The 15,072-nt window shown below is 65.5% G+C and carries 12 protein-coding genes, 1 tRNA gene and 1 pseudogene; 2 read left to right on the forward strand and 12 right to left on the reverse strand.

Annotated elements, in window-relative coordinates; genetic code table 11:
• The 7 genes and pseudogenes from SBI20_RS00005 to SBI20_RS00035 form a co-directional block, all read right to left on the reverse strand.
• On the reverse strand, positions 1-817 hold an 817-nt coding region (locus SBI20_RS00005; RefSeq protein WP_317973089.1), incomplete at its 3' end, for a DUF481 domain-containing protein.
• A 238-nt stretch (positions 818-1,055) separates the two neighbouring features.
• Positions 1,056-2,531 carry an NCS1 family nucleobase:cation symporter-1 gene (locus SBI20_RS00010; RefSeq protein WP_317973090.1) on the reverse strand — a complete coding sequence of 492 codons (1,476 nt, stop codon included), beginning with the start codon at positions 2,529-2,531 and terminating at the stop codon, positions 1,056-1,058.
• 39 nt (positions 2,532-2,570) lie between these two features.
• Positions 2,571-3,365, reverse strand: coding sequence for a pyrimidine utilization protein D (gene rutD, locus SBI20_RS00015; protein WP_317973091.1), 795 nt, complete (start codon positions 3,363-3,365; stop codon positions 2,571-2,573).
• Positions 3,362-3,760, reverse strand: a complete 399-nt coding sequence (gene rutC, locus SBI20_RS00020; RefSeq protein ID WP_317973092.1) for a pyrimidine utilization protein C — start codon at positions 3,758-3,760, stop codon at positions 3,362-3,364. The genes rutD and rutC overlap by 4 nt, the downstream gene beginning before the upstream one ends.
• Positions 3,750-4,469 (reverse strand): pyrimidine utilization protein B, encoded by a 720-nt coding sequence (rutB, locus tag SBI20_RS00025; RefSeq protein ID WP_317973093.1) that lies wholly within the window; start codon positions 4,467-4,469, stop codon positions 3,750-3,752. The genes rutC and rutB overlap by 11 nt, the downstream gene beginning before the upstream one ends.
• A 222-nt stretch (positions 4,470-4,691) precedes the next feature.
• On the reverse strand, positions 4,692-6,167 hold the full coding sequence (locus SBI20_RS00030) for a TonB-dependent receptor domain-containing protein (protein ID WP_317973094.1): 1,476 nt from the start codon (positions 6,165-6,167) through the stop codon (positions 4,692-4,694).
• A gap of 383 nt (positions 6,168-6,550) precedes the next feature.
• Positions 6,551-6,994 (reverse strand): annotated as a pseudogene (locus SBI20_RS00035) (TonB-dependent receptor plug domain-containing protein); the annotation flags it as partial.
• A 384-nt stretch (positions 6,995-7,378) separates the two neighbouring features.
• Here SBI20_RS00035 and SBI20_RS00040 point away from each other — a divergent pair.
• On the forward strand, positions 7,379-8,167 hold the full coding sequence (locus tag SBI20_RS00040) for a response regulator transcription factor (RefSeq protein WP_317973095.1): 789 nt from the start codon (positions 7,379-7,381) through the stop codon (positions 8,165-8,167).
• 36 nt (positions 8,168-8,203) lie between these two features.
• On the opposite strand, the gene SBI20_RS00045 is transcribed toward SBI20_RS00040, so the two are convergent.
• From SBI20_RS00045 to SBI20_RS00060, 4 genes are all read right to left on the reverse strand, one after another.
• Positions 8,204-9,808: an ATP-binding response regulator gene (locus SBI20_RS00045; protein ID WP_317973096.1), complete on the reverse strand. Its 1,605-nt coding sequence runs from the start codon at positions 9,806-9,808 to the stop codon at positions 8,204-8,206.
• A gap of 128 nt (positions 9,809-9,936) precedes the next feature.
• The gene (rutA, locus tag SBI20_RS00050) at positions 9,937-11,019 is read right to left on the reverse strand and encodes a pyrimidine utilization protein A (RefSeq protein ID WP_317973097.1); all 1,083 of its coding nucleotides are present in this window, start codon (positions 11,017-11,019) and stop codon (positions 9,937-9,939) included.
• Positions 11,020-11,353: 334 nt separating this feature from the next.
• Positions 11,354-11,429, reverse strand: a tRNA-Thr gene (locus tag SBI20_RS00055).
• A 94-nt stretch (positions 11,430-11,523) separates the two neighbouring features.
• Positions 11,524-12,849, reverse strand: a complete 1,326-nt coding sequence (locus SBI20_RS00060; protein WP_317973098.1) for a replication-associated recombination protein A — start codon at positions 12,847-12,849, stop codon at positions 11,524-11,526.
• A 110-nt stretch (positions 12,850-12,959) separates the two neighbouring features.
• Here SBI20_RS00060 and SBI20_RS00065 point away from each other — a divergent pair, with 110 nt between their 5' ends.
• Positions 12,960-13,661 carry a PadR family transcriptional regulator gene (locus tag SBI20_RS00065; RefSeq protein WP_317973099.1) on the forward strand — a complete coding sequence of 234 codons (702 nt, stop codon included), beginning with the start codon at positions 12,960-12,962 and terminating at the stop codon, positions 13,659-13,661.
• Between the two features lie 77 nt (positions 13,662-13,738).
• Here the strand turns inward: SBI20_RS00065 and SBI20_RS00070 are convergent, their stop codons facing one another.
• Positions 13,739-14,944, reverse strand: coding sequence for a glycosyltransferase family 4 protein (locus SBI20_RS00070; protein ID WP_317976004.1), 1,206 nt, complete (start codon positions 14,942-14,944; stop codon positions 13,739-13,741).
• Positions 14,945-15,072: the final 128 nt, after the last annotated feature.

Consider the following 15,072-nt stretch of genomic DNA (forward strand, 5'->3'; position numbering starts at 1 on the left):
CGAGCGTGAAACGGGTCAACCGGTCGAGCGGCTTGTAGTCGGTGGGGGGATTGGTGTTGTAGAGGATCTGGTACGAAACCCGCGTGGAAAGCTTCTTGCTCACCTGAAACGAAAGCGCGCTCAGCGTCGTGACGTTGACATTCCCGTCGCCCGAAAGGGCCGAGGCGTCCTCGCTGAAGGTGAGGTAGGGCGCGATCTTCCAGCTGCCCGACAGCGCGGTCAGCACGGTCAGGGTATCGGCGGTGGGCTGGTCGATATAGTCGGTGCGCCGCCAGGCCGGGCCCGCCTTGAGGTCGAGCGTGAGGCGCGGGGTGCGGACCAGCTTGAAGCCCGCGCCGCCCGAGAGCGAGACTTGCGAGGTGAACCCGGCAAACCGGTCGCGCAGGACTTGCGCGCTGCCGTAGACGAACAGGCGCTGGTTGAGGCGATAGTCGGATTCGACCCCCAGTTGCATCTGGTTCTTGTCGGTCGCGCCGTCGGTCTTGTCATAATCGACCAGCGCCGAAAGCTTGTGCGTCCAGCGCCAGCCTTCCTTGCTCAGCTTGAGCCCCACGGTCAGCGAGACAGTATCGGTATTGCCCGAAGATTGCGTGCCCCCGATCTGTCCTTCGCCCTTCCACCCGCGCAGCCAGGGCTGCCTGCGCAGCTTTTCCACGCGCGCGGCGGCCACTGCCTTGGTGTTTTCGCCGACCATGCAGTCGATTTGCGCGGCATCTTCGGGGCTGGCCTGCTTGATGTAGCGGGCCACGGTGGCGATGTCCCCGGCATTGCCGCTGGCCAGCGCGGCCTCGATCATCTTGCGCAAGGGCTCGGCCATGGTGCGGGGGCCTGCGCTGTAGGGGGCTGTGCAGGCATCGCCTGCGGTGCTCCCTGCGTCCTGCCCGTGTGCCTGCCCCGTCCAAACAGCAAGCAATCCCAATGCGGTAATCGAATGGCCGGCCCTGTGCACGCTGTCTCCTGGCTGATCGTCTGGGGCCCCCGTTTTGCATTCTGGAATGTCGGAGGCAACCTGGATGCGATCAGTGGGCCGGATGCGATCAGCAGGCCGGATGCGATCAGCGGGAACAGAGCTCTGGCTGCTGTGCGGGGAGGGCCCTGGTCGAAAGCAGGGCATAGACCGTGCCGCTCACCGCAAAGCCGACAAACCAGGCATAGGGATAGAGCGCGGTAAGCGGGGCGGGAATGGCCGGGGCCATGGCCGGGGCCACGGCTGCGAGGAAACCGGGCAGGCTGGGAGCGATCCCGATCAGCAGGGCAGCCAGGGCCGCCGGGTTCAGGCCGCCGCGATAGGTATATTCGCCATGTTCGTCGTAGAGCGCATGGGTGTCGATGCGGCCGCGGCGAACCACCCAGTAGTCGATCAGGATGATGCTGCCGATCGGCCCGAGCAGCGCCGAGTAGCCGATCAACCAGGTGAAGATATAGCCCGAACTCGTCGCCACCAGCTTCCACGGCATGATCACCACGCCGATCACCGCCGTGATCATCGCGCCGCCGCGATAGCTGACATGGCGCGGCCAGATCGCGGAAAAATCATAGGCCGGGCCGACCAGATTGGCGGCGATGTTGCACGAGACAGTGTCGATCGAAATGATCAGCAGCCCCACCAGCACCGGCCATCCGGTCATCCGGTCGGCCAGCACGAGCGGATCGTGGATCGCCAAGCCATAGACGGTCGTCGTCGCAAAGCCGGTCACGATGCTCACCAGGCCGAGCAGGGCCATCGGCACCGGCAGGCCGAGCGCCTGCCCCACCATCTGGTCGCGCGGGGAGCGGGCAAAGCGGGTGAAGTCGGGGATGTTGAGCGACAGCGTGGCCCAGAAGCCGACCATCGCCGTTACCCCCGGCACGAACAGCGCCCAGAACGACTGACCGCCTGCCGCACTCCCCCCGGCCATGATGATCCGCGAAACCGTGGCGCCGATTCCGCCCAGCCGATCGATCGCCCAGACGAACAGCGCCAGCAGCAGGGCGACTTTGGCCGGGGCGGTCCATGTCTCGAACCGGCGCACTGCGCGCATGCCTTTGGTGACCACCACCAGTTGCAGCGCCCAGAACAGCAGGAATGCGAGCAGTTCGAACGCCGAAATGCCCGCCACCGGCAAAGGGGGGCCTTTGAGATCGCCCAGGCCGATCCGCCGCCCCAGCACCAGCAGCGTGTTGCCGCCGACCCAGGTCTGGATGCCATACCAGCCACAGGCCACGATCGCGCGGGCGAAGGCGGCGATCTTGGCCCCGCTCGTGCCGAACGAGGCCCGCGCCAGCACGGCAAAGGGAATGCCATAGCGCGCGCCGGCATGGCCGATCAGCGCCATCGGGATCAGGACGATGAGATTGCCCAGCAGGATGGCCGCGATGGCCGCCAGTGGCGACAGGCCCTGATCCATCAGTCCGCCCGCCAGCAGGTAGGCCGGGATGCAGATGACCATGCCCAGCCACAGGAACGTGTAATGGCCCCAGACCCAGTCCCGCTCGCCCGGAGGCGAGGGGATCAGGTCGTCGTTGCTCAGTGCCGAGCTGGTGTCGCTCATGCGTCCGGTCCTGTCGGGCTGTGTCATGGCCGTTTCCCGTCAGGCAGGCAGGGTTGCCAGCCAGTCGAGCACGGCCTGGTTGAAGGCATCGGGGTAGATGATGTTGCAGGCATGGCCGCCGGTCGGCATGCGGGCGAGCGTGGCATGGGAGAGCCCTTGCGCGAGCACGTCCGAGCAGGCCGGAGGCACCAGCATGTCGTCATCGGCCACCACCAGCAGCGTGGGCGTGGCGATTTCGCCCAGGCGGTCGAGGATGTCGAAATTGAGCAGGGCATGGGCCCGGCGGCGCAAGGTTTCCTCGCCCTGGAACTCGGCCACCTGCCTTGGCAGCTGTGCCTCCAGTTCGGCATCGTGGCTGGAAATCCAGTTGGGCGGGAACAGGAAGACCGGCTGCGCGCGCAGATAGGCCTGTGCGCCCCCGGCTTCCAGAACCGCCATGCGCATGGCAATGCAGCGGCGGAAATGCGGGTCGGTGCGTGCCCAGCCATTGACCGAGACAATGCCCGACACCCGCCCGGGCGCGCGCAGCGCCAGCGCCAGCGCGGCAATCGCCCCGGCGGCATGGCCGATGACCACGGCGCGATCGAGGCCGATTTCGTCCATCAGCCGTTCGATATCCTCGCCCAGTCCGTCGGCGGTCAGGCCCTCGCGGGTTTCCGGCGCGCTGTGCCCGGTTCCGCGATGGTCGTAGAGGATGATCCGGGCCTTGCGGCCCAGCGCCTCGACATGCGGTTTCCAGTAGGCCCCATGGCCACCCAGACCCGCCGAGAGGATCAGCGCGGGCCCCTCCGTGGCGCCATGGGCTTCCCAGTAGAGCCCCGAGGGGCCGGTCATACGGCTGGCTCGGGCGCCGTGCAGGCGATCGAGGCGATTTCTACCAGGCAGTCGGGTTTGACCAGCGAGCACTGGATGCAATAGCGGGCCGGCTTGTTGCCGGGGAAATATTCGGCATAGACGGCGTTGACGGCAGCATAGTCGGCCCAGTCGCGCACGAAGATGTGATTGAAGGTTATGTCGGCCATCGTGGCGCTTGCGGCCTCAAGGGTGATGCGGATGGCTTCGAGGATGTGGCGGGCCTGGGCGGCCGCATCACCGGGATGGAGCACGACGCCCCCTTCGCCCAGCGCGAGCATGCCCGAGACGAAGACCATGCCATTGGCCTTGGCCCCGGCCGAATAGGGCGCGATGGGCGTGGGAAACTGGGGGGGATTGATCGGTTCAAAGGGCATTGGTTTCTTCCTTGTCGGTCGGGGTGTCGAGGGCGCCGACCCAGTCGCAGAACGCATCCACGCCCGTCACCCAACCGAAAAACTTCTCGATGTTGTAAACGCTGGCGCGCTGGATGAAGTCTTCGCCAAGTTGATGCGTGGCATCTTCGAGCATGACGCCGAAGTATTCGAGGTGGAATCCGTCGCGCAGCGTGGATTCGACACAGACATTGGTGGCGATTCCCACGAAGACGAGCGTGCGGATGCCGCGTGCGCGCAAGATGCTGTCGAGCTGGGAATTGAAGAAGGCGCTGTAGCGGGGCTTGGCGACACGGATGTCGCCGGGTTGGGGCTGGAGCGCATCGACGATGTCATAGTCCCACGTTCCGCGTGCCAGCAGTGTACCTGCAAGGTCCGGGCGCTGGCGCATGGTCTTGAGGGCGTTGGACTTGTGCCAGTTGGGCGATCCGGGACCGCCAGCCTCGACATAGTCGGGATCCCAGCCGTTCTGGAGGTAGACCACCGGGATGCCGGCGCCCCGTGCCACGTCGAGCACTTTGGCGATCTTCGTGATCGTTTGGGCAGCGCCGGTAATGTCGAACCCGGCCAGATCGACATAACCGCCGGGCGAGGCATAGGCATTCTGCATGTCGATCACGATAACCGCCGTTGTCGCCGGATCGACGCCCAGCGGTTCAGGCCTGGCGGGAAGGGGAGGGAGGGAGGACATGAGGGAACCTTTGCTTGTCCTTGAAAACAGGCGGTTGAACCAGAGTGGGGCGAGGACGGGGCGGGCATGGGCGCTGGTCTGCGACCGTGCCCGCCGCCCGCCCCGCCGCCCGCATCATCAAACCGATTTGATCTGGATCAAACTTGTATGGCGGGCAGCGCCGGTGCCAAGCCATCCCATCGGCATAAGCCAAAAGATTAGACGGCCTGGACAAGAGGAAGATCAGAACCTGATCCCCAGCCTCCCGATAACCTGCCGGGGCGGAACGATCGATTCAAACACGCCGCCCACGCCGAAATTCTCGGCATAGCGGGCATCGATCGCGTCGCTGCCCAGCAGGTTGGTGACATTGAGTTCGACGTACCAGGGCCCGTGCCGGGGCTGGAAGCGGGCGTTGAGGTTCATCAGGAACTGATGCGGCACGCGGTCCACCAGCGGATTGTTGAACACGCGATACCAGAACGCCGAGCGGTAATTGGCCTGGATGAAGAGATCGAGCGTGCCCAGATCGCGAATGTCGGTGGTCTTGCTGATCGAGGCGGATGTCGAGAAATGCGGCACCCGGCCCAGTTCGTTGCCCTTGATATTGGTGAAGGCCTGCGCGCGCAGGGCCAGGTTGTTGCCCAGGTTCGGTCCGCCGGTGTCGCGGTTGATGATCTGGGCGGTGTAGGGATCGATCACCTCGAAATTGCTGTCGACCTTGCTCCACATCCCGGTGGCATTGGCATCGATGCGCAAGCCGTAGGGAAGCTTGATTGCCGCTTCGCCTTCCACGCCCCAGACATGGCTCTTGGGCACGTTGGTCATGCCGCCCTGATAGGGGATGGGATCTTCCGAATCTGCCTGGAGATTGCGGTAATCGTTATAGAACGCCGAAACGTTGAGGCGCACGGTGCGGTTGAAGAACTCGTTCTTGGCGCCGATCTCGTAGGCGCGCACGAACTCGTGGCTGAATGAACTGGGCACCACGGTGGCATTGGGATTGAGGTTGGTGCCGCCCGGCTTCACCCCGGTCGAGAAGCTGGCATAGACCGTCGAGCTGCGGGCAAAGTCGTATTCGGCGGAGACTTTGCCGGTCACCTTGCTGAACTGGCTGAGCATCGGCACCGGGATGATGTAGAAGGTCGAGGTATTGGCGGTGTACTTGTCCCAGCTGTAGCGCAGGCCGCCGGTCAGGCGCATGTGGCTGCCCAGATGCAGCGTGGCCTGGCCATACCCCGCCACCGAGGTACGCCTGGAGCTGGAGTTGCTCTCGAAGGCCAGCCCGGCGGCATAGAGCGCGGCCTGTTCCCCGGCATTGGCGGAGAAACTGGGCGTGTAGTCGATCCGGTCGGTCGAGGATTGCTGGGTCTCGAAATAGTGCTCGATGCCCCAGGTGTGCAGGAAGAACGCGCCGGCGATCCAGTCGACCTTGCCGCCTGAGTGCGAGATGTTGATCTCTTCGGTCACCGAGTGGTTCTGCGTCAGCTTGACCGGTTCCTCGTCCTTGTAGCCATAGAGCGCGAGGGCGAGCGGACGGTTGACCATGTCGCCCGAATTGGCGGCCTGCATCGAGACATACTGGAAGCTGGTGATCGACTTGATCGTCGCAAAGCCCAGGTCATAGGCGGCGGTGCCGGCCACGATGCGGCTGCGCACGGCCTGCGGGGTGGGGTAGTCGTTGCTGGTCGAGCGGATATCGGCGGTCGTGTCGTACATGTTGCGAATGGCCAGGCCATTCGAATCGTTGTTGAAGAATTCAGCCCAGAGATTGAGGCTGAACCTGTCCGTGGGCTGCCACAGGGCGCTGATACGGCCGGTAAGCTGTTCTGGCTGCCCACGTTGCCCCCTGCGGCGGGCTGGTTGGGGGCCTTGTACCAGCCATCGTGCGCGTCGTGCTGGAAGGCGGCGCGCAAGGCGAAAGTATCGCCCACCGGCAGGTTGATGACCGCCCGTTCGCGATTGTAGTTGTAGCTGCCATAGCTCGCTTCGGCCGCGCCCGTGAGCTGGCCCAGCGCCGGAGCGATGGTGGTGACGTTGATGGCCCCGCCATCGGCGTTCTGGCCGTTCACGGTTCCTTGCGGTCCGCGCAGGACTTCCAGCTGGCCCAGATCGATGAACCCGGCTGTCAGCGCGACCGGACTGGCGACATAGACCCCGTTCTCGACGAAGGCGACACCGGGCTGGGCGCTGTTGTTCTGGACCCCGTCATAGCCGACCCCGCGAATGGTAACATTCATCGGATAGGGGCCGGCATTGGTGGCGGTCATGCCGGGGATCTGCTTGTCGAGATCCTGGATCGAGCGGATATTGGCATTGGCCATTTGCTCGGGCGAGAGCGCGGTGATGGCGATCGGCGTCTTTTGCAGCTTGGTGTTCACCTTCTGCGCGGTGACGGTGATCTCGGTCAGGGATCCGGTCGTGGTATCCGCGTCGGCGGCCCATGCCGGCGTGGCAAAGGCCGCCGCGCCTGCCCATGCCACGAGCGTCCAGACCGGAACGGGAGCAGGAACGGAGACGGATCTGTGAAGTCGGATTGCACGCATGACGACGATTTCCCCACTAGGCCTTTTGCAGGCGCTTGTTTTGTCGAGACAAGAAAAACAGGCGTAAATCTGATGCGGTATCGGCGCGCTTGCCCTGTGACAGACAACGTGATGGACAAGGTGGCGGCCAACGTGGCGGTCAACGTGGCGGTCAACGTGGCAGGCACCATGACAGGCCGCTTTCGGGGCGGTCCTTGTCGTGGCCGGCTGTCTCTGTTCGCAAGTGCCCGGTCTGGGTAACACCGGTCAGGGAACCATGCTTCTAAACTTGCTGACTATTCCCTTGGTTGAGGTGGCATCGCGCGTGGCGAGGGAGCCGGGCCGGGCATGCTGCATCGCGGCATAAGCGGTTGACATGGCCCATGATCGGTAGAGAATAATGCCATGCTCGATAGCCCCCAGGAGCGGTCCGGTGCGGACTGCATGCCGCGTTCGTTGTCCCGTGTCGGGGTAGCATCGGCTGCCCTGCGCCTCCTGATTGCCGACGATCACCCGATCTTCCGCAGCGGCCTGCAATGGGCGCTGGAGCAATTCGACGAGGTGGCCGAAGTGCGCGTTGCGAGCACCTTCGAGGATCTCATGGCCGTGCTCCCCGAATGGATGCCCGACATCGTCATTCTCGATCTCCACATGCCCACGCTGAGCGCGCCTGAAAGTCTGCGCCTGCTGCGCCAGAACCATGGCCGCCTGCCGGTGCTGATCCTGTCGGCTTCGGGCGATGCCGAGGACGTGATCGACACCTTGCGCGCGGGGGCCTCGGGCTACATCACCAAGGCTTCGGAAGTGTCCGAGCTGCTGGGCGCGGTGCAGGTCATTCTCGATGGCGGCGTGTTCCTGCCCGATGGCATCATCGGCGGGATCGGAGGCATCGGGGGGCAGGGTATCGGAGGGCAGGGTATCGGGCGACAGGGCATCGGGAGCAGGCGGGGCGAGCCGCTCAGCCCGCCTGCTCCCGATGCCCTGTCGTCCCCGGCGGTCCCGCGCCTCACCCGCCGCCAGCACGAGGTGTTGTCGCTCACGCTCCAGGGGCAGGCCAACAAGGTCATTGCCCACAACCTGTCGATGAGCGAGGGGACGGTCAAAACCCATCTCTCTGCCGTCATGCGCCTCTATGGCGTCAACAACCGCGTTCAGTTGCTGCGCGCGGTCGAGCGTCTGGGCTATCGCAGCTAGCGCGCTTTCAGGCCGGGCGGACTGTGTCCAAGCCGCCTAGGTTTGGCGATACCGCTGGAGTTCGGGCCGTTCGAGTTCGGCATGAAGCACGGCATTGAGCACATCGGGCAGGATCGGCTTGTTGAGGATGCGCCGGCGCGCCCGGTTGATCGTCCGCATCCATTCGAAATTGTGATCGCCCGAAATCACCACACCGGCAAACGGTCGCCCGAAACGCTGTTCGAGGGCATCGAACAGCTCGAAGCCGTTCATCTGGCCATCGAGATGGCAATCGGCGATCAGCAGGTCGGGTGGCTGGTTGGCGATCCGTGACAGCAACTCCGCGCCCGAGCGGGCGACCAGCACCTTGCAGCCCCAGGCCCGCAGCACGCGCAGATAGGCCTCTGCGACTTGCGGATCGTTTTCCGCGACGGCCACCCGGCATCCCAGCGGATGGTCGGGCGGTTCGGCCGGTTCGTGGTGATCCTCGGCAGCGTCGAGGGGGAGGCGGGGAAGATCGATCCAGAACACCGAACCACGATCGACCACCGAGCGCACGCCGATTTCGTGGCGCATCAGGCGGGCCAGCCGCTCGACGATGGCCAGCCCCAGTCCCAGGCCATTGACGGTGCGGTCGCTCGACGCAGGCCCGGCCTGGGTGAACTCCCAGAAAATCTGGCGCTGCATTCCTTCGGGAATGCCCCGGCCGGTGTCCCAGATCTCGATACGGATCCTGTCCCCGCGCGGGCGTGCGGCCACGAGGATCGTTCCGCGCTGGGTGAACTTGAAGCTGTTGCTGACCAGATTGCGCAAGATGCGCGTGAGCAGGCGAGGGTCGGAACGCCCGACCAGCGGGGTGTCGCGCACGACCAGCCGCAATCCGCGCTCCTGCCCTTCGGCGGAAAAACTGTCGAGCACGCCGCGAAACAGCGACTGGATCTTGATCGGCCCCATTTCGGGGCGCAAGGCCCCCGCATCGAGGCGGCTGAATTCCAGCAGGTCGTCGAGCAGTTCCATGCTCGATCCCAGCGAGCGGCGAATGCTCGCGATGGTGTCGAGCGCGGCCTTGCTGTGCACTTCCTGCTGGAGGTTGCGCAGCAACAGCGCCATCGCCTGGAGCGGCTGGCGGATGTCGTGGCTGGTGGCCGAAAGGAACCGGGCGGTCGAGGCCGCAGCGATTTCGGCCCGGTCGCGCGCGGCGGCCAGGTCGCTGGTGCGCTGGGCGACCAGATGCTCGAGGCGGTTGGCGGCCTCGACCCGGTCGGTGATGTCGGTGTGGGTGCCCGCGATGCGGACCGCATGGCCCGAGGCATCGCGCTGGGCTGACCCGCTTGAAAGGACCCATCGCCACTCCCCCGAACTGTGCCGGAGGCGGAACTGGGCCCGGTAATCGCTGCGCGCGTTGGCGATGAAATCGGCAAGCATCGCGCGCACGGGGGCGCGATCATCGGGATGGAGCAGGGAAAAGAAGACATCGATATCGGCATCGCGGTGATCGGCAGGCAATCCGACCAGATCCCACCAGCGGGCCGAATAGAAGGAACGGCCCGTCGGCACGTCCCAGCCCCAGATGCCGTCATTGGCCTTGAGCGCGACCAGTTCGAGCAGCGAACGCCCGTCGTCGTGGGGATCGGTCCAGAAATCGCTGATCTCGGTGGCCATGCCGCACGGGTCCCATCGATGGATGCCTGCCGCCGCCAAGGGGCGGGGCATTCGGACATTCCCGGATAACCCCTTATCCCCACCCGATGATTCGGCAAGAGTGGCCCGCCCGGCGCGCGCGGGAAAGATCAGGCCGCCTCGGTGACCTGCACGCCGGCGCGGGTCTTCATCAGCGGCTGGATCCGCGTGCCGAAGTCCTCGACGCCCTTGAGGAAATCGTCGAACGTCAGCAGCACGCCGCCCGTCCCCTCGACTTGCGCCATCTCGTCGAGCATCCCGGCCACTTTCGCATAGGACCCCACGAGCGTCCCCATGTTGATGTTCACCGCCGAGGTCGCGTCGCTCATCTGGCGGGTATTGGTCGTGGCCGAGACATTGTTGGCCGCCGACTGGTTGGTCAGCCACTTGAGCGCCTCCTGATCGGCCCCCGCGCAATAGCTGAGCCACTTGGCTTCGGCTGCCTCGTCGGTTTCATCGGCGATGATCATCATCAGCACGAAGGTGTCGACCTTGCGCCCGGTTTTGGCAGTTGCGCGGGCCAGCCGTTCGTTGACCGGCCGGAACGCGGTCGGCGTGTTGACGCCCTTGCCGAAGCAGAACGAATAATCGGCATATTCGGCGGCAAAGGCCAGCCCCTCGTCCGACGATCCGGCGCAGATGATCTTCATGTCCGCCTGGGGGCGGGGGCTGACGCGACAGTCGGTCATTTCGAAGTAGTCGCCCTTGAAATTCGACACGCCGGTCTCGAACAGGTCGCGCAGGATCCGGGCATATTCACCGAGCATGTCGTAGCGGCGGGCATAGTGCTCGTCGCCCGGCCACATGTTCATCTGGGCGTATTCGGCCTTCTGCCAGCCCGTCACGAGGTTGAGCCCGAAGCGGCCATGGCTGATCGAATCGATGGTGGAGGCCATGCGCGCAACAATCGCGGGCGGCATCACCAGCGTGGCGGCTGTTGCATAGATCTTCACCCGTTCGGTCACCGCCGCCAGCCCGGCCATGAGGGTAAAGCTCTCCAGGTTGTGTTCCCAGAACTGGGTCTTGCCGCCAAACCCGCGCAGCTTGATCATCGTCAGGATGAAATCGAGTCCGTACTTTTCGGCCTTGAGCGCGATTTCCTTGTTGAGATCGAACGTGGGCATGTACTGGGGCGCGTTTTCGGAGATCAGCCAGCCATTGTTGCCGATGGGCAAGAAAACACCAATTTCCATTTTCATTCTCCTGGTCCGGCACAATCGTGCAAGCGCCATGTTGCCGGGCCGGGCGCCAAAGGGGCGCGCGCGTCCCGCTCATCGAACTGGCGTGAAAAGCTGTGCCATGATTTCGCCCGGTCCCGGCCTTGGAATGGGCCGGTTGCCCTGTGGTATGGCAAGTCGCGCCCGCCCGGAAAGGGCGTCAATCAGGCTAGGACGATGGTTTAGGCCGGAGGCAGAATATGGGCCGTTGCGCGCCGCGCCCATGCGGCAAGCGCAAGGCGCAAGCGTCCAACGGGGCGTAACGGGGGAACGATGCCAGGCCTGGGCGAACGCGAGGGGCGTGCAAAAATGGTGCCGGCTACAGGATTCGAACCCGTGGCCCCCTGATTACAAATCAGGTGCTCTACCAACTGAGCTAAGCCGGCCTGTCGCGCGGGGCGCGAATGGTCTGTGCGCGCATAGCCGGAGCGCGGGCCCGTCGTCCAGCCCTGATGCGGGGCAAGATCGGGGAAAGTGGGGTCAGCTTTCGCCGCGGCGTTCGCGGCGCTTGCGGTCCCACCAGTCGAGGCGCTTGGCGATCTCGCGCTCGAAGCCGCGTTCGACCGGGCGGTAAAAGGTGCGTGCGCCCATCTCCTCGGGCCAGTAGTCCGCGCCCGAGAAGCCGTCGGGGGCGTCGTGGTCGTAGGCATAGTCCTTGCCATAGCCGATGTCCTTCATCAGCTTGGTCGGGGCGTTGAGGATCGAGGGCGGCGGGCTGAGCGAACCGGTCTCGCGCGCGGCCTTCCACGCCGCCTTCATCGCGGCATAGGCCGCGTTCGACTTGGGCGCGCTGGCGCAATAGAGGCAGGCCTGGACGATGGCCAGTTCGCCTTCGGGCGAGCCGAGGAATTCGTAGGAATCCTTGGCCGCCAGGCACTGGATCAGCGCTTGCGGGTCGGCCAGGCCGATATCCTCGCTGGCAAAGCGCACGAGGCGGCGCAGCACGTACATCGGGTCTTCGCCCGCCACCAGCATCCGCGCCAGATAATAGAGCGCGGCCTGCGGGTCCGAGCCGCGCAGGCTCTTGTGGAGCGCGGAAATCAGGTTGTAGTGCCCGTCGCGGTCCTTGTCGTAGACCGCCACGCGCCGCATCAGGAATTTCGAGAGCGCCTCGGGATCGAGCGGGGCGGGAAGGTCCACGTCGAGCAGCATCTCGACCTGGTTGAGCAGGAACCGCCCGTCGCCATCGGCCGAAGCAACCAGCGCCTCGCGCGCAGGCGGCGTGAGGGGAAGGGCAAGGCCGGTTTCCTCTTCGGCGCGGCGCAGCAGTTCGCCCAGCGCGCCCGCGTCGAGCCGGTGCAGGATCAGCACTTGCGCGCGGCTGAGCAGCGCGGCGTTGAGCGCGAAGCTGGGGTTTTCGGTGGTGGCCCCCACCAGCGTGATCGTGCCGTTCTCGACCACGGGCAGGAAGCCGTCCTGCTGGGCGCGGTTGAAGCGGTGGATCTCGTCCACGAACAGCAGCGTGCGCCGTCCGGTCAGGGCCATGGCCTCGGCCTCGGCGAAGACTTTCTTGAGGTCGGCCACGCCCGAGAAGATCGCGCTGATGGCGATGAAGCGCATGCCCACCGCATCGGCCAGCAGACGCGCGATCGAGGTCTTGCCCGTGCCCGGCGGCCCCCAGAGGATCATCGAGGAGAGTTTGCCAGCGGCCACCATGCGCCCGATCGCGCCGTCCGGGCCGGTCAGGTGGCTCTGGCCGATCACCTCGGACAGCGCGCGCGGGCGCAGGCGGTCGGCCAGCGGGCCGCCGGTCTGGGGCGTGTGGCGGGGTGTCTCGGACGGGGGCGGGGCGAAAAGATCGGCCATTGGCGGTGAGATAGGAGCCTTGGCGGAAAAATTCCCGAAAATTTTTGCAAGGGCCTTGTGAAGATGCTGCTAAGATATATCTTAGTGACATCGTGATGAAAGGAACACCGATGCGATTTGAAGGATGCCGCCCCGGACGGGGCATGTTTGGCCACCATGGACACCATGGTGGTCGCGAAGGCCGGGAAGGCCGGGGGGAAGGTCGCCATGGCGGCTGGTTCGGCGCAATGGCCTCGCGCTTTGGCGATGAAGGTGGCTTTGGCGGGCCATTCGGTGGCTTCGGGGGAGGCGGTTTTGGCGGCGGCTTCGGAGGCGGTGGCCGGTTTGGTGGCGGGCGTGGCGGTGGCCGGGGGCGGATGTTCGCGGCGGGCGAATTGCGTTTGCTGCTGCTCAGCCTCGTGAGCCAGCAGGAACGCCGCCATGGCTATGACCTGATCAAGGCCATCGAGGAACTGACCGGCGGGCACTATGCGCCAAGCCCCGGCGTGGTCTATCCGACGCTGGCCCTGCTGGTGGACGAAGGCCTGATCGCCGAAGTCGCCGGGGAAGGCACGCGCAAGGCCTTTTCGATCACGCCTGCCGGGCAAGACGAACTGGCGCAGCGGGCCGAAGACCTCGCGCCGATCATTGCGCGGTTGACCGGTCTGGCCCAGGCCAGCGCGCGCGAGGCGAGCCCGCCGGTGCGGCGCGCGTTCGCCAATCTGGGAACGGCCCTGAGGCAGCGCGTGACCGGCGGCGATTTCGACGCCGAAACCGCGCTCAAGGTTGCCGACATCCTCGACGAAGCGGCGCGCAAGATCGAGCGCCTGTGAGGCCTGTAAGGTTGTGACGCTGGGGGAAACGGGGCAGGATGCGTGCCGCAAGGCGGCTCCTGCCCCATTTTTCCCTGTCAGGCGGGGGTGTTGGCCTGACGCTGGCGGACGAGGCGGACATACGTGGCCGCCACGGCCTGGTTGATCTTGTCCCAGCTGAATTCGCGGGCGCGTGCCTCGCCCGCGGCACCATGGGCGGCGCGCAGGGCGGGGTTCTCGACATAGGCGCGCAAGGCCTCGGCGAACTGGTGGACCGCGCCCGGCGCGATCAGGCGGCCCGAGACATGATCGTCGACCAGGCTCTGGCTGCCGGTGGCCGCCGAGGCCACGACCGGAAGCCCGCAGGCCATCGCTTCGAGCGTGACATTGCCGAAGGTTTCGGTGACCGAGGGAAAGAACAGCACGTCCATGCTCGCCACGCCCCGGCCCAGTTCCTGACCGGCCAGGAACCCGGCGAAGACCGCGTCGGGCAGGCGGTTTTCCAGCCATTCGCGCGCGGGGCCCTCGCCGATCACGAGGATGCGGAATTTCGTGCCCCCGTCCTTCAGCTTCGCCTTGAGCTCGTCGATGGCGTCGGAAAAGACATCGAGCCCCTTTTCCATGACCAGCCGGCTGAAGATGCCCACGACCACCTCGTCGTCGGCAATGCCGAGCGAGCGGCGCCATTCGAGGCTGCGCAACTCGGGGTTGAAGATCGTGCGATCCACCCCGCGCGACCAGATGCCGATGTCGTAGTTCATCCGCTGCTGGCGCAGGACCTGGGCCATCGATTCCGACGGGGCCACCAGCGCGTCGCAGCGACGATAGAACCGGCGCAGGACGGCGACCATCGCCGGTTCGAGCCAGGCCATGTTGTAATAGCGCAGGTATGTCTCGAACCGCGTGTGGACCGAAGCCAGCACCGGCAGCTTGCGCGCGCGCGCCCAGCTTACCGCGCGATGGGCGGCCAGATCGGGCGAGGACACATGGACCACATGGGGCGCAAAGCGGGCCAGATCGCGGCGCACGCGCGGCGAGAGCGCGACCGGCACGCGATATTCGGCGCGGCCCGGAACGGGGATGGCGGGAATGCCGATCAGCGTGCCGGTGGCCGGAAAGGCGGGCTTGTCCACCTTGGGCGAATAGACGCGCACTTGCGCACCCTGACGCAGCAGATAGTCGACCAGCCGGTTGAGCGCCTGGTTGGCACCATCGCGTACGTAATTGTAATTGCCGCTGAACAGCGCGATGCGCAAGCCATCGAGCCGGGTGTTGTCCGCCGGATGGCCAGACAGGGCAGGCATGTCACCTGCTGGCGCGTTCTCGTGGCGCGGATGGGTGACCGGGGGGGAAGTGATCATCTGCCGCCCCATAGCGAGCGGATCGCCCGAAGGCGAGAGGGATCGCGGAAAGTCGGTGTCGGGATGACGCA

Source organism: Novosphingobium sp. IK01, from assembly GCF_033242265.1.
Lineage (GTDB): Bacteria > Pseudomonadota > Alphaproteobacteria > Sphingomonadales > Sphingomonadaceae > Novosphingobium > Novosphingobium pituita.

Bases quoted from the DNA above. Each gene is read 5' to 3' on its own strand.
- SBI20_RS00010 (WP_317973090.1), bottom strand. From the start codon at position 2,531: ATGAGCGACACCAGCTCGGCACTGAGCAACGACGACCTGATCCCCTCG.
- rutD (WP_317973091.1), bottom strand. From the start codon at position 3,365: ATGACCGGCCCCTCGGGGCTCTACTGGGAAGCCCATGGCGCCACGGAG.
- rutC (WP_317973092.1), bottom strand. From the start codon at position 3,760: ATGCCCTTTGAACCGATCAATCCCCCCCAGTTTCCCACGCCCATCGCG.
- rutB (WP_317973093.1), bottom strand. From the start codon at position 4,469: ATGTCCTCCCTCCCTCCCCTTCCCGCCAGGCCTGAACCGCTGGGCGTC.
- SBI20_RS00030 (WP_317973094.1), bottom strand. From the start codon at position 6,167: ATGTACGACACGACCGCCGATATCCGCTCGACCAGCAACGACTACCCC.
- SBI20_RS00040 (WP_317973095.1), top strand. From the start codon at position 7,379: ATGCTCGATAGCCCCCAGGAGCGGTCCGGTGCGGACTGCATGCCGCGT.
- SBI20_RS00045 (WP_317973096.1), bottom strand. From the start codon at position 9,808: ATGGCCACCGAGATCAGCGATTTCTGGACCGATCCCCACGACGACGGG.
- rutA (WP_317973097.1), bottom strand. From the start codon at position 11,019: ATGGAAATTGGTGTTTTCTTGCCCATCGGCAACAATGGCTGGCTGATC.
- SBI20_RS00060 (WP_317973098.1), bottom strand. From the start codon at position 12,849: ATGGCCGATCTTTTCGCCCCGCCCCCGTCCGAGACACCCCGCCACACG.
- SBI20_RS00065 (WP_317973099.1), top strand. From the start codon at position 12,960: ATGCGATTTGAAGGATGCCGCCCCGGACGGGGCATGTTTGGCCACCAT.
- SBI20_RS00070 (WP_317976004.1), bottom strand. From the start codon at position 14,944: ATGCCTGCCCTGTCTGGCCATCCGGCGGACAACACCCGGCTCGATGGC.